The organism is Stenotrophomonas sp. YJH_SMC_6 (assembly GCF_059371335.1).
Window position 1 is genome coordinate 161,899 of record NZ_JCAFUM010000007.1, and the last position, 13,084, is coordinate 174,982.

Annotated in this window: 9 protein-coding genes; 6 read left to right on the top strand and 3 right to left on the bottom strand. The window is 67.8% G+C overall.

Annotated elements, in window-relative coordinates:
- Window positions 1-23: 23 nt before the first annotated feature.
- Window positions 24-1,655: a TldD/PmbA family protein gene (locus AC5P9N_RS09960; protein WP_164094171.1), complete on the bottom strand. Its 1,632-nt coding sequence runs from the start codon at window positions 1,653-1,655 to the stop codon at window positions 24-26.
- A 692-nt stretch (window positions 1,656-2,347) separates the two neighbouring features.
- Between AC5P9N_RS09960 and AC5P9N_RS09965 the strand changes: the two genes are divergently transcribed.
- Window positions 2,348-2,962 carry a DUF938 domain-containing protein gene (locus AC5P9N_RS09965; RefSeq protein ID WP_099484017.1) on the top strand — a complete coding sequence of 205 codons (615 nt, stop codon included), beginning with the start codon at window positions 2,348-2,350 and terminating at the stop codon, window positions 2,960-2,962.
- Window positions 2,963-3,035: 73 nt separating this feature from the next.
- On the opposite strand, the gene AC5P9N_RS09970 is transcribed toward AC5P9N_RS09965, so the two are convergent.
- Entirely contained in the window at window positions 3,036-6,722 is a 3,687-nt protein-coding gene (locus AC5P9N_RS09970) for an indolepyruvate ferredoxin oxidoreductase family protein (RefSeq protein ID WP_099484018.1), read from the bottom strand.
- Between the two features lie 171 nt (window positions 6,723-6,893).
- Here AC5P9N_RS09970 and AC5P9N_RS09975 point away from each other — a divergent pair, with 171 nt between their 5' ends.
- Window positions 6,894-7,529, top strand: coding sequence for a tetratricopeptide repeat protein (locus AC5P9N_RS09975; RefSeq protein WP_005407536.1), 636 nt, complete (start codon window positions 6,894-6,896; stop codon window positions 7,527-7,529).
- Between the two features lie 120 nt (window positions 7,530-7,649).
- Here the strand turns inward: AC5P9N_RS09975 and AC5P9N_RS09980 are convergent, their stop codons facing one another.
- Entirely contained in the window at window positions 7,650-9,134 is a 1,485-nt protein-coding gene (locus tag AC5P9N_RS09980) for an AAA family ATPase (RefSeq protein ID WP_005411847.1), read from the bottom strand.
- A gap of 123 nt (window positions 9,135-9,257) precedes the next feature.
- Between AC5P9N_RS09980 and AC5P9N_RS09985 the strand changes: the two genes are divergently transcribed.
- The 4 genes from AC5P9N_RS09985 to AC5P9N_RS10000 are packed head-to-tail and all read left to right on the top strand — an operon-like array spanning window position 9,258 to window position 13,080.
- Window positions 9,258-9,887: a nucleotide-binding protein gene (locus AC5P9N_RS09985; protein ID WP_049419310.1), complete on the top strand. Its 630-nt coding sequence runs from the start codon at window positions 9,258-9,260 to the stop codon at window positions 9,885-9,887.
- A 49-nt stretch (window positions 9,888-9,936) separates the two neighbouring features.
- Window positions 9,937-10,413 (top strand): SixA phosphatase family protein, encoded by a 477-nt coding sequence (locus tag AC5P9N_RS09990; RefSeq protein ID WP_005407539.1) that lies wholly within the window; start codon window positions 9,937-9,939, stop codon window positions 10,411-10,413.
- Window positions 10,414-10,417: 4 nt separating this feature from the next.
- A complete protein-coding gene (locus tag AC5P9N_RS09995; RefSeq protein ID WP_099484019.1) occupies window positions 10,418-11,035 on the top strand; it encodes a YceI family protein in 618 nt (205 codons plus the stop codon).
- A complete protein-coding gene (locus AC5P9N_RS10000; RefSeq protein WP_099484020.1) occupies window positions 11,032-13,080 on the top strand; it encodes a phospholipase D family protein in 2,049 nt (682 codons plus the stop codon). Before AC5P9N_RS09995 ends, AC5P9N_RS10000 begins: the two co-directional genes overlap by 4 nt.
- The last annotated feature ends 4 nt before the right edge of the window (window positions 13,081-13,084 follow it).

Below are 13,084 nucleotides of genomic sequence, written 5' to 3' on the forward strand. Positions count from 1 at the left end.
CTCCATGTCGAAGGATGGGTGGCTCAAGCGCCGAGACTGCGCGCGGTGTTGATGATGTTGATGCCGTTGAAGCGGGTGGTGGACGAACCGTGCGAGACCGCCGAGACCTGGCCGGGCTGGCCCTTGCCGTCGAAGAACGAACCGCCCAGGCGGAAGTCGCGTTCATCGCAGATGGCGGTGCAGGCATTCCAGAATTCCGGCGTTTGGATCTGGTAGGCCGCATCCTCGACCATGCCGGCGATCTTTCCGTCCTTGATCTGGTAGTACAGTTGGCCGCCGAACTGCGCGTTGTAGCGCTGCTGGTCGATCGAATACGAACCGCGGCCGTGGATCCAGATGCCGTTCTCCACGTCCTTGATCATGTCCTCGACGCTGAGCGGCTGCTTGCCCGGCGCCAGCGAGACATTGGCCATGCGCTGGAACTGCACGCTGGACCAGGAATCGGCATAGCTGCAGCCATGCGATGCATCGCGGCCGAGGATATGGGCTTCATCGCGGGTGGCCTGGTAGTCAACCAGGATGCCGTCGCGCACCAGGTCCCAACGCTGCGTCTTCACCCCTTCATCGTCGTAGCCGACGGCGCCGAGGCTGCCCGGCTGGGTCTTGTCGGCGAAGAAGGTGACGATGTCGCTGCCCCAGCGGAAGCCAGCATCGCGCTTGTCCAGCGTGGCGAAGCTGGTGCCGGCGTAGTTGGCTTCGTAGCCGAGCACGCGGTCCAGCTCCAGCGGGTGACCGACATTCTCGTGGATGGTCAGGAACAGGTTGGACGGGTCCAGCACCAGGTCGTACTTGCCGGGCTTCACCGACGGCGCCTTCAGTTTCTCGCGCGCGTGGCGGGCGGCCGCGATGGCGTCCTCGACCGGGTCGTAGGAGTCGCGGTAGGCGGTGATGCCACCCGGCAGATGCACCTTGCCGCGCGCATCGCCATCAAGGAACTCATAGCCCATGCCCATCGGCGAGGACAGACCGGCGCGGGTGCGGAACTTGCCGCTGGCCTTGTCGATGGCAGTGGCGGTGAACGGCAGCCAGATGCGATGGATATCCTGGTCGATGAACGAGCCGTCGCTGGAGGCGAAGTACTTCTGTTCGTTGACCAGGAACAGGGTGGAATTGATGTAGTCAGCACCCGCATTCAGCGCGGCGGCGTTGAGCGCCAGCAGCAGCTCGATCTTGTCCTGGATCGGCACCGCCATCGCGTTCCTGCGGACGGGCGTCTGCCAGCGCACCTCGCCGACCGACGGCGTCGGCGCCAGCTGCACCGGCCGGGTCTGGATGCTGGCGTTGGCGCGTGCGATCGCGGCCGCCTGCTCGACTGCGGCGCGCACGGCGGCCTCGGTCTGCTGATGGGTGGCGGCGAAGCCCCAGGCGCCGTTGACGATCACGCGCACGCCCACGCCGGACGACTCGCGGTTGGTCACATTGCCGACCTGGTGTTCGCGGGTGATGACCGACTGGTTGAGATAGCGGCCGATGCGGACATCGCAGTAGCTGGCCTTGGCGGTGCGTGCGGCGGCCAGCGCCACGTCCGCCAGGCGCCTGCGCTGGGCGGTATCGACCGGGGCAAGCAGCTGCTCGGCGGCGATGGCACGGGAATGCGGCAGCAGCAGGCCCGCCAGGCCCAGACCGGAAAAAGCCAGGAACTCACGTCGTTGCACAGCGTTTCTCTCTCTCGCTTGCGTGCGGTTGGCAATGGGCCGGACCGATCACGTCAACTCCTCGACTTTCGCCAGCGCGGGGCGTGGGGACAAGTGACTGCAGTCATGGTTGGGAGGGTTTCGGCAGGGCTGCGCCCTGCACCTGCTCAGAGCCGGAGCAACAGCAACAGCAACAGCAACAGCGGGCTTGCCGAGGGATGGCGGGGCCGTGTGGGTGGGCAGGACACGCCGTAAACCCGTCCCTGGGGGCTCGATGGGGCCATCCATGGCGCCAACGGTCCTGCCCACCCACACCGCCCCACCTCTGACAGCTGGCCGGTGGCTGTTGGTGGGTGCCGACCGTTGGTCGGCACATCTGTCAGATATCGAATGAAATTCGGGGTCAGATCCGTTTTCCTGCGGAAAACGGATCTGAACCCAGGAGCCGTTCCAACAGATCGCAGAAAACTGTCGAAGGCGGGGTGGGTCCGGTTGCGGGGGTGTCCGCGGCATGGATGCCGCGGCCAAGCCCCCACGGACGGGTTTACGGCGTCCCCCGCAACCGGACCCACCCCGCCATCCCACAGGAAGCCCGCTGTTGCTGTTGCTTTGGCTGTTGCCGTTGCTCCGGCTTCTGCGGGTGCAGGGCGCAGCCCTGCCGAGCAACACCCCCTCGTGCACAATGGGGCCGACCCCGCCCGGACACCGTCCTGATGTCGAGCAAGCCGTATTCAGAAGCCTGCGAGCGCAACCGCGAACCCATCGCCACCGCACTCGACCCGTGGATGGGCGACCGCCGTCGGGTGCTGGAGATCGGCAGTGGCACCGGCCAGCATGCGGCCTTCTTCGCCGAGCGCTGGCCGTGGCTGCGCTGGCAGCCCAGTGATCATCCGGACCATCTGCCCGGCATCGAGGCCTGGCGTGCAGAGGCCGCGCTGCTGAACCTGTTGCCGCCGCTGGCGCTGCAGGTGGAACTACCGCCAGCGCCCGGCCTGTCGCTGCCCGAGGGCACCACGTTTGATGCCGCATTCAGCGCCAACACGCTGCACATCATGAGTTGGGAACGCGTGCAGGCACTGTTCGCCGCGCTGCCACCGGTGCTGCGTCATGGTGCGCTGCTGGCGGTGTATGGCCCGTTCAACTACGGCGGCTGCTACACCAGCGACAGCAACGCGCAGTTCGATGCCTGGCTGAAGGCACGTGATCCGCGCAGCGGCATCCGCGATAGCGAAGCGGTGCAGGCGCTGGCCGCCGACCACGGATTCACCCGACTGGGGGATGTGGCGATGCCGGCCAACAACCGCCTGCTGCTGTGGCGGCTGGGCTGAACCGCCGGTAGTACCGGCCGCTGGCCGGCAACCGATTGCCAGGAGGGATGCCGGCCAGCGGCCGGCACGACCATCAGGCCACCTGCACGATGTGCAGTGCCTTCGGGTTCCGCCACTGCGCAAGCAGGGCAGCTTCGCGCGCCTTGGCCTGCGTGAAGTGGGCTTCCTTGACGTGGCCGAAGCCGCGGATGTGCTCGGGGATGCTGGCAATCTCCACCGCCAGCGCCAGGCGGTCGTCATCCAGGCCATCCAGCAGCACCTGCACGGTCGCCTCGTAGTCACCGATCAGCTTGCGCTCCATGCGGCGTTCCTCGGTGCGGCCGAACACGTCGAGTCGGCCGCCACGCAGGAACTTCAGCTTGGCCAGCAGGCCGAAGGCCTTGAACATCCACGGGCCGTACTCCTTCTTCAGCAGCCGGCCCTGCTCGTCCTTCTTCGCGAACAGCGGCGGCGCCAGGTGGAAGCGCAGCTGGTAGTCACCCTCGAACTGCTGCTGCAGGCGGCGCTGGAAGTCACCGCTGGTGTACAGGCGGGCCACTTCGTACTCGTCCTTGTAGGCCATCAGCTTGAACAGGTAGCGGGCGACGGTCTCGGTCAGCGCAGTGGAACCGCCGATGCGCTCGGCCTCGGTGGCGCGCACGCGTGCCACCAGATCACGGTAGCGCTTGGCATAGGCAGCGTCCTGGTAATCGACCAGGAAGGCGGCGCGACGCTCGATCATTTCGTCCAGCGAACGCGACAGGCGTGCGTCGTCCAGCGGCAGGAATGCCACGTCGCCACCGTGCGAGGGCAGGCCACGCAGCTCGCGTTCGTCGCCGGTGTTGCGCGGTGCCGCGGTCGCACCCCATTCATTGCCTTCCCACTCGCCCGGCGGCAGCGGGTGCAGCGGGCCGGGGGTGGACTCGGTATCGGTGTGGCGGTTGCGCACCAGGCCGGCGGCCTGCTGCACGGCCTGCGGGTCGACCACGGCCAGGCGGCCCCAGGCGAAGGCCTGCTGGTTCATCGCCACCGCGGCGCCATTGAGTTCGATGGCGCGCATCAGCGACTCGAACGACAGCGGCACCAGGCCCTGCTGCCAGGCGTAGCCGAGGATGAACAGGTTGGCGGCGATGGCATCGCCCAGCAGCGCGGTGGCCAGCTGGGTGGCATCGAGCAGCAGCGGCTCCTGGCCGCCCAGGGCTACGCGCACACCGGCGATGATGTCGGCGGCGGGGAACTGCATGTCCGGACGGGTGGTGAACGTGCCCGGCATCGCTTCGTAGGTGTTCAGCACCACCTGCGAACGGCCGGCGCGCACCTTCGAAAGCGCCCAGTAGTCGTTGACCACCACCATGTCGCAGCCCAGCACCAGGTCGGCTTCACCGGCGGCGATGCGCACGGCGTGGATGTCATCCGGGCGGCGTGCGATGCGGATGTGCGTGGTCACCGCGCCACCCTTCTGCGCCAGGCCGGTCTGGTCGAGCACAGTCGCGCCCTTGCCTTCCAGGTGGCCGGCCATGCCCAGCAGTGCACCGATGGTCACCACGCCGGTACCGCCGACGCCGGTGATCAGGATGTTCCAGGGTTGTTCCAGCGTGCCGCGGATGGTTGGTGCCGGCAGATTGTCCAGCAGCGTGGAGGCATCGCGCTTGCTGCCCTTGCGCGGCTGGCCACCGTGTACGGTGACGAAGCTCGGGCAGAAGCCGTTCACGCACGAATAGTCCTTGTTGCAGTTGGACTGGTCGATCTCGCGCTTGCGCCCGAACTCGGTTTCCTTCGGCAGCACCGACACGCAGAAGCTCTTCTTGCCGCAGTCGCCGCAACCTTCGCAGACCAGCGAATTGATCAGCACCCGCTTCTGCGGATCTTCCAGCTTGCCGCGCTTGCGGCGGCGACGCTTCTCGGTGGCGCAGGTCTGTTCGTAGATCAGGATCGAAACACCCTTCACTTCGCGCAGGCGCTTCTGCACCTCCTCCAGTTCGCTGCGGTCGTGGAACTCCACGTCGCTGGGGAAGTGCTCGCGCTGGCCGGTCCACTTGCCGATGTTGTCCGACAGCACCACGATGGTGTGGATGCCTTCGGCGCGCATCTGCCGTGCGATGTCGGGCACGCTCAGCGGGCCGTCCACCGGCTGGCCGCCGGTCATCGCCACCGCGTCGTTGTAGAGGATCTTGTAGGTGATGTTGACGCCGGCCGCGACCGCCTGGCGGATCGCCAGCGAGCCGCTGTGGAAATAGGTGCCGTCGCCCAGGTTCTGGAACACGTGCGGGGTATCGGTGAACGGCGCCTGCCCGGCCCAGGTCACGCCTTCGCCGCCCATGTGGGTGAAGGTGTCGGTGCTGCGGTCCATCCAGGTCACCATGTAATGGCAACCGATGCCGGCCAGTGCCCGCGAGCCTTCCGGCACCTGGGTGGAGGTGTTGTGCGGGCAGCCCGAGCAGTAGTGCGGCACGCGCGGGAAGCTGGCGCGCGGCAACGCAAGCTCGGCTTCCTTCTGCTGCATCCACTGCAGGCGTTGTTCAATGGATTCGTTGTTGAAGAACTTCTGGATGCGGCGGCCGATCACGCCGGCAATGGTGGCCGGGGTCAGTTCACCGGTGGACGGCAGGATCCATTCGCCACTCTCGTCGTACTTGCCGACGATGGACGGGCGCTGGCCCCAGCTGGCCGGCCAGTTGAAGAACTGTTCCTTCATCTGGCGCTCGATGAAGGCACGCTTCTCCTCCACCACGATGATGTCTTCCAGCCCCTGCGCGAAGCGCGCGATGCCCTGCGGTTCCAGCGGCCAGGTCATGCCGACCTTGTACACGCGGATGCCGATGTCGGCGCACGCGGCTTCATCCAGGCCCAGGTACTCCAGCGCCTGCAGCACGTCCAGGTAGCTCTTGCCGGTGGTGACGATGCCCAGCCGCGCGCGCGGCGCATCCATCACCACCTTGTCGATGCCGTTGGCGCGGGCAAAGGCCTGCGCGGCCTTCACCGCATAGCGGTGCAGGCGCATTTCCTGGTCCAGCGGCGGGTCCGGCCAGCGGATGTTGAGGCCGCCCGACGGCATCTCGAAGTCTTCCGGCAGCACGATGCGGCGCGCCATCGGATCGACCTGCACCGACGCCGACGATTCCACCGTCTCGGCGATCGTCTTGAAGCCGACCCAGCGGCCGGTATAGCGGCTCATCGCCCAGCCCAGCAGGCCCATGTCGAGGATGTCCTGCACGCCGGCCGGGTTCAGCACCGGCATCATCGCGCTGACGAACTCGTCCTCGCTGCCATGCGGCAGGGTCGAACTGCGGCAGGCATGGTCATCGGCGGCCAGTGCCAGCACGCCACCATGGCGCGAGGTGCCGGCCGCATTGGCATGCTTGAACACGTCGCCGCAGCGGTCCACGCCCGGTCCCTTGCCGTACCACATGCCGAACACGCCCTGCACGTTGGCGCCGGGGAACAGGTTGGTCTGCTGGGTGCCCCATACCATGGTGGCGCCCAGGTCCTCGTTCAGGCCGGGGGTGAACTTCACCTTGGCCGCTTCCAGATGCTTGCGCGCGCGCCACAGTTCCAGGTCGAAGCCACCCAGCGGGCTGCCACGGTAGCCACTGACGAAGCCGGCGCTGTCGATGCCTTCGGCGGCATCGCGCAGGCGCTGCATCAGCGGCAGCCGCACCAGCGCCTGCACGCCACTCAGGTAGATCCGCCCCTCGTTGCGGGTGTACTTGTGGTCGAGCGTGTAATCACGGTCGAGCAGGTCGGCGGAGGAGGGCGAAGTGAGTTGCGCGGTACTGGTCATGGCTGGCCCGGTAGGATCGGCTGGCACCGGCCGCGTGCGGGCACGCGGCGGGAAAGGCGCGAATTGTAGCAGCGGGGCCGTGGTGGACCCGGCACTCGCGCCCGCGCCGCTGCTGGGGTTAGGATCGGGGCGAGAGAGGGAGGCTGCGGTTGTGCAGCCTGGGGAGAAGGGATGTCAGTTCCAGGAAAGATCCTGGCCAGCGTGCTGCTGGCCTCGGGAGCGGCCACGGCGTGGGCCGCGCCGGCCATGCCGGCACCACAGGAGTTCTACTTCGACAGCGACCTGGCGGCGGCACCGATGGTGGCGATGCAGGGCGAGGGCGATGAGCTGGTCACCCAGCTGGTGAGGTTGCGCGAGCGCGGCCGGCGCGCGGTGGAAGCCACCGTGCAGCTGGCTTCGGTGGCCAGCACCCAGGGCCGTGCCGAGCTGGCCGACCAGCTGTATGGCGAGGCCCTGAAGGAGGCGCCGGCACAGAGCAGTGCGGGCCGCAGCGTGCGTTGGAACTATGGCTGGGACCTGCTGCGCCAGGGCAAGCCGGAGGCGGCGCTGGAGCAATGGTTGTCGTCGGCCGGCAATGCGCGCAGCAAGCCCAGCTGGGTGCCACCCACGTACGCGCTGGCCCTATGGCGGATGGGGCAGAAGCAGGAGGCCGTGCAGTGGTATGCCGCAGCAGTGCGTACCGAGCCGTCGCAATGGAGCACCAGTGCCAATTACGCGCAGCTGCTGCCGCAGTGGCGCGAGGATGAGCGCGCGTCGTTGGCCGAAGTGCAGCAGGCCTGGGCGGCGGCCCCGCCTGCGTGGCCCTGAGGGAGGGGTTCGGCCGGGTTCACGGCGTCCCCCGCGAATCCACCCCGCCCGGCCAAGCGTGGCTTTTGATGTTCACAGCCAACCAGCCGCCACGAGGGGCTGCGCCGTTCGCGGGAAACCTCAATCGTCCGCGGAAACCGTCCGCCCCGACGCCCACGCCCGCAGCGCCTCGACCTGCTCGGCCATCAGTACCGACAGCGGTCGCGTCGCACGGATCTCGTTCATCAGCAGCTCGGTATCCAGCGGCCGCCCTTCGGCGTGCGCCGCATACAGCCCGGCCACGATCGCCTGCTCGATCTCCGCACCTGAGAAACCATTCGCCGCGGCCGCCAGCGCTGGCAGCGCGAAGTCGTCGGCATTGAGCTGGCGCCGACCCAGGTGCAGCCGCAGCAGTTCCACGCGCACCTCCGGCGAAGGCAGGTCAACGAAGAAGATCTCGTCGAAGCGGCCCTTGCGCAGCAGCTCGGCAGGCAGCTCGTGCACCTGGTTGGCAGTGGCCACGATGAACACCGGTGCCTTGCGCTCGGCCATCCAGGTCAGCAGATGGCCCAGCACGCGGCGTGACACGCCACCGTCCTCGCCACCGCTGGCCAGGCCCTTCTCGATTTCATCCATCCACAGCACGCAGGGCGCCAGCTGCTCGGCCGAGGCCAAGGCCTGGCGCAGGTTGGCCTCGGTCTCGCCGTGGTACTTGTTGTACAGCGCGCCCACGTCCAGGCGCAGCAGCGGTACGCCGAAACCGGCGGCGGTGGCCTTGGCCAGCATCGACTTGCCGCAACCCTGCACGCCCAGCAGCAGCATGCCGCGCGGTGGGTCCAGCCCGGCCGGTGCCGAGCCAGCGATGAACGCCACACGCCGCTGGTTGATCCAGCGCTTGAGCCGGTTGGCGCCGGCCACGTCGCCGAACCGCGCGCTGTCATGCTCGAAGAACAGGTGGCCGCTGCGGTTGAGCAGCTCGAACTTCAGCCGTGCCAGCTGCGGCAGGTCGTCGTCGCGCAGCGCGCCGTCGGCGTAGATCAGCTGCCGGGCGATGCGCCGGGCATCGACCAGGCTCAGGCCCTGCAGGTTCTTCAGGATCTTCTTCACCGCCTCGCTGTCGACTTCGACGCGGCGGCCGCCGTGTTCGCGGGCGTAGGCATCGGCCTCCTCGCGCAGCATCTTCAGCAGGGCGTTGGCATCGGGCAGGCGCGGGTTGAAGCGGACCGCCAGCGCTTCCAGCTCGGCCGGCAGTTCGACCTTGGCGCCGATCAGCACCAGCACGTGCGGTTCGCTGTGACGGCGCTGGATCAGGTCGCGCAGGGCGCGCTGGTGGCTGGCATAGCCCAGGTAGGGGTGGAAATCGAGCAGCAGGTAGACCCCGCGCTGCCCGGCCTGGCGGATCATCTGCAGGGCCGCGCTGGCGTCGGGTGGCCCGGCCGGCGGATCTTCGCTGTCCAGGTCGATGCGGCGCAGGCCCTCGGTGATCGACCACCGGTGCAGCGCCCGCCAGACGTGCATCAGCGTCTGCCGGAACAGGTCGACGATGCGACCCTCGTCCTGGGTCTCGATCACGATCAGGGGGGTGTTGGCGCGGATCAGTGCGCTCAGGTCCTGCAGCTCGCTCATGCCGGTTCGATCCTTCGGGGGCGCCACGATAGCAAAGGCGATGGCCGCAGGTTCAGCGCGGTGCTACCTCCCGTCACCACCGCCGGTGTACGCTCGGGGCACGTACCCGGAAGCGAGGCTGGCATGAAGACGATCCTGGTGGCCGGTTCCAAGGGCGGGGTGGGCAAGACCACCGTCGCCACCCACCTGGCCGCGTACGCGGCATTGCAGGGCAGGGCCACGGTGATCGCCGACGCCGACCCTCAGGGCTCCAGCACCCGCTGGGCGCAACGGCGGGCCGGGCTGGAAAGCGCGGTGCTCCCCATTGATGTGCATCGGAAGAAGCAGTGGGCGCAGAAGCTGCCCGATGGCACCGAAACCGTCATCATCGACGCACCGGCGGGCGCGTTGGCCGACGATATCCCCCATTTCCTTGACGCTGCCGACGCGGTGGTGGTGCCGGTGCTGCCCTCGGCGCTCGACATCGAAGCCATCGTCGGCTTCCTCAACAGCCTGGCCCAGAACCCGCGGGTGCACAGCCGCAAGCTGCCGGTGGGGCTGGTCCTCAACCGCACCAAGCCCTGGACCCAGACCTCGCAGCAGGCGTTGCAGATGCTGGCCGAATGGCCGTACCCGGTGGTCGCGCAGCTGCGTGACAGCCAGAGCTACGTGGTCATGACCGGCCTCGGCCGCAGCCTGTTCGACTACCGCTCGGCCCAGGTGCGGGAGCATCAGGCCGACTGGGAGCCGCTGCTGTCCTGGCTCAAGCTTTGATGCCTGCGTCACTCTTTCTGCTGCATCCTCTTCTTCATGGAAACCCGCGATGCGTGAACTGATCCTGCTGCGCCATGCCCATGCCGAACCGGCTACCCCCGGCCAGGCCGACCTCGACCGGCCGTTGTCGCCGGTGGGGCTCGCCGAAGCCGAAGCCGCCGGCAAGTGGCTGAAGGAGAACAACCTGCTGCCGGACTGCGTGCTGTGCTCACCGGCGCGGCGTACCCGCGAAACCCTGGAAGCCGTGCTCGGCACCATCGGTTACGTGGAAAAGCGCCTGGAAGACCGCATCTACGAAGCCACCCCCGGCACCCTGGCGGCATTGGTGGACGACCGGCGTGATCTCGACCGGGTGCTGATCGTCGGCCACAACCCGGGCCTGGAGCGGCTGGTGGCGTTGATGACCGAGGGCACCAGCAGCGACTACCGCGGCATGCCGCCGGCCGGCATCGCCGTGCTCGGCTTCCCGCGCGAGGCCTCGATCGAGCCAGGCGTGGCCAGCCTGAACGCATTCTGGTGGCCGTGATCCGATGAGCCTGGCGCGGCGCAGCCGCTATCTGCTGCCCGCGCTGCTGGCACTCGGCCCGGCCTGGGCGGCCGTGCCCACGCCGACCACCCTGCCACCGGTGGTCGCCGAAGCGCACCGGGTAATGCGCCTGGATACCCAGCGTTCGCAGATCGGCTTCGAGGTGCGCACCCGTTTCGGGCAGCGTATCGAAGGCCTGTTCCCACACTTCGAAGGGCGCATCGAGATCCTCTCCGACGGCCGCCACCAGGTGCACCTGAAGATGTTCACGCGCTCGGTCGAGATCCCCGGCAAGGCGCGCTATACCGGGTGGATGCGCGGCGAGGAGTTCTTCGATGCCGGCCGCCATCCGGTGGTCGAGTTCGACTCGCTGCCGTACTGGCCGGAAACCGTGGAGAGCGGTGGCGACATCAACGGCCGGCTGACCCTGCGCGGGATCAGCCACCCCGAGACACTGAAGGTCGAGAAGGCGGAGTGCGTCCGACCCGGCTATGATTGCGACGTCGTCAGCCGCGGTACCGTGCAGCGAGGCCGGTATGGCATGGACAGCTGGCAGCTTGCCTTGAGTGACCGAGTGACTTTCGTATTGCGTGCGCGCCTGAGCGAGGCGCCGAAACCGTGAACCTCCTGCTGCGTGTACTGGCGCTGGCAACCGTGTTGCTGGGCAGCGGTTGTGCATCGCTGTCGAATGCCGAGCGCGACCGCGCCGAGGCAATCGCCGTGCAGGCACGTTCGACCGTGGTCGACTGCCAGCGTGCAGACCGCTGTGCACAGGATTCGCCGCTGCGGGCGCTGGCCGGCCGGGCGTTCACCGAATCCACCCCGGAACGACCGCGCCACTACGCCACCCTGCTCGATGAGGGCGAGGGCGCCCTGGTCGCACGCCTGAACCTGCTGCGCAGCGCCACCCGCAGCATCGACCTGCAGACCTACATCTTCGACAAGGACGACAGCGCCCGTCTGGTCATCGACGAACTGCTGGCCGCATCGCGGCGCGGGGTGAAGGTGCGGCTGCTGATCGACCAGCTCTCGGCAATCTCCGACCTGCAGATCCTCGGCGCCCTGTCCGGCGCCCACCAGAACTTCCAGCTGCGGGTCTACAACCCGACCTTCGGCAAGGCCCGGCTGAACTACTTCGACTATGCCGGCAGCGTGCTGTGCTGCTTCCGCCGGTTCAACCAGCGCATGCACAACAAGCTGCTGGTGATCGACGATGCGATCGGCGTGGTCGGTGGCCGCAACTACCAGGACGACTATTACGACTGGGACCGCGAGTACAACTTCCGCGACCGCGATGTACTGATCGCCGGCCCGGAAGCACGTGCGATGGCGGCCAACTTCGACGCGTTCTGGCGCGCACACCGCAGCGTGCCGGCCGAGCGCCTCAACGACGTGGGCCGCACGTTGCTGCGCGAGGGCGTGCCAACGCTGCCGCCGGCCAGCTTCCGCCGCCCGGAACGGGTACAGCGGGTCAGTGCCGAAGCCAACGACACCGAGTTCGTCACCCGTTCCTTCGTCGATGCCGCGCTACCGGTGGCTTCGGTGCGCTACGTGGCCGATCTGCCACGCAAGCATCGCCGCGAGAAGGCCGATGCACCGCTGGCCGGCCAGCATGTGACCGAGCCCCAGCTGGATGCGCTGATCGCCAGTGCGCAGAAGGAAGTGATCCTGCAGACGCCGTACCTGGTGCTGTCCAAGCCGGCGCAGAAGCTGTTCCGTGAACTGCGCAAGCGCCCGCAGCCACCGCGCGTGGTGGTGTCCAGCAACAGCCTGGCGGCGACCGACAACCCGATCGTGTATGCGTTGTCGTACAAGTACAAGCGGCGCAACATGCGCGAACTGGGCTTCAACATCTTCGAATACAAGCCGTTCCCGCTGGACGCGCCGGTTGACTACCGCAACCTGCTGCCCGACCCGATCGCTGCGCCCGGGGGGGAAGACGAAGGCGGTCGCAATCCGCTGATCGGTGGCAGTGCTGCCGGCAGCAACGCACGCGGTGGCAGCAGCAGTGGTTCGGATGCCGGCAGCAGGCAGGGCCCGTTGAATCGCCACAGCGATGGTGCCTACGACAACGCACGCGCACGCCGTCGCGCCGCCGGCAGCGAGGTGGAAACGCGCCTGCTGCGCACCGAGACGCGGCCGTCGTTCCTGGGCAGCAAGGCGGTCAACAAGCCGTTGCCGGTCACCCGCAAGGGCGCGCGCATGGGCCTGCACGCCAAGTCGCTGGTGGTCGACCGCCGCATCGGCGTGGTCGGCACCCACAACTTCGATCCGCGCAGCGAGAACTACAACACCGAAGGCGCGGTGATCATCGACGACCCGGTTTTTGCCGAGGAACTGGCGCAGAGCATCCTGCGTGACACCCACCCACAGAACTCCTGGACGGTGGCGCCACGGGCCAAGCCACGGGTGCTGTCGGGGCTGAACTACAGCGTCGGCAAGGCCTCCGAAGCGCTGCCCATCCTTGATTTCTGGCCCTGGCGCTACGCCACCGACTACGAGTTCAAGCCCGGCCCGGAGTGCCCGCAGCCGCTGCCGCGGCAGGATCCTGATTTCCATCGCTGCTACGTCGCCGTCGGCGACTTCCCCGAAGTCAACGTCGGCCCGAAGTGGCTGCTGGTGCGCATGCTGACTGCATTCGGCGCCGGTCTCGTTCCCATCCTCTGAAGGT

Bases quoted from the DNA above. Each gene is read 5' to 3' on its own strand.
- AC5P9N_RS09985 (WP_049419310.1), top strand. From the start codon at position 9,258: ATGAAGACGATCCTGGTGGCCGGTTCCAAGGGCGGGGTGGGCAAGACC.
- AC5P9N_RS09970 (WP_099484018.1), bottom strand. From the start codon at position 6,722: ATGACCAGTACCGCGCAACTCACTTCGCCCTCCTCCGCCGACCTGCTC.
- AC5P9N_RS09975 (WP_005407536.1), top strand. From the start codon at position 6,894: ATGTCAGTTCCAGGAAAGATCCTGGCCAGCGTGCTGCTGGCCTCGGGA.
- AC5P9N_RS09990 (WP_005407539.1), top strand. From the start codon at position 9,937: ATGCGTGAACTGATCCTGCTGCGCCATGCCCATGCCGAACCGGCTACC.
- AC5P9N_RS09980 (WP_005411847.1), bottom strand. From the start codon at position 9,134: ATGAGCGAGCTGCAGGACCTGAGCGCACTGATCCGCGCCAACACCCCC.
- AC5P9N_RS09995 (WP_099484019.1), top strand. From the start codon at position 10,418: ATGAGCCTGGCGCGGCGCAGCCGCTATCTGCTGCCCGCGCTGCTGGCA.
- AC5P9N_RS09965 (WP_099484017.1), top strand. From the start codon at position 2,348: ATGTCGAGCAAGCCGTATTCAGAAGCCTGCGAGCGCAACCGCGAACCC.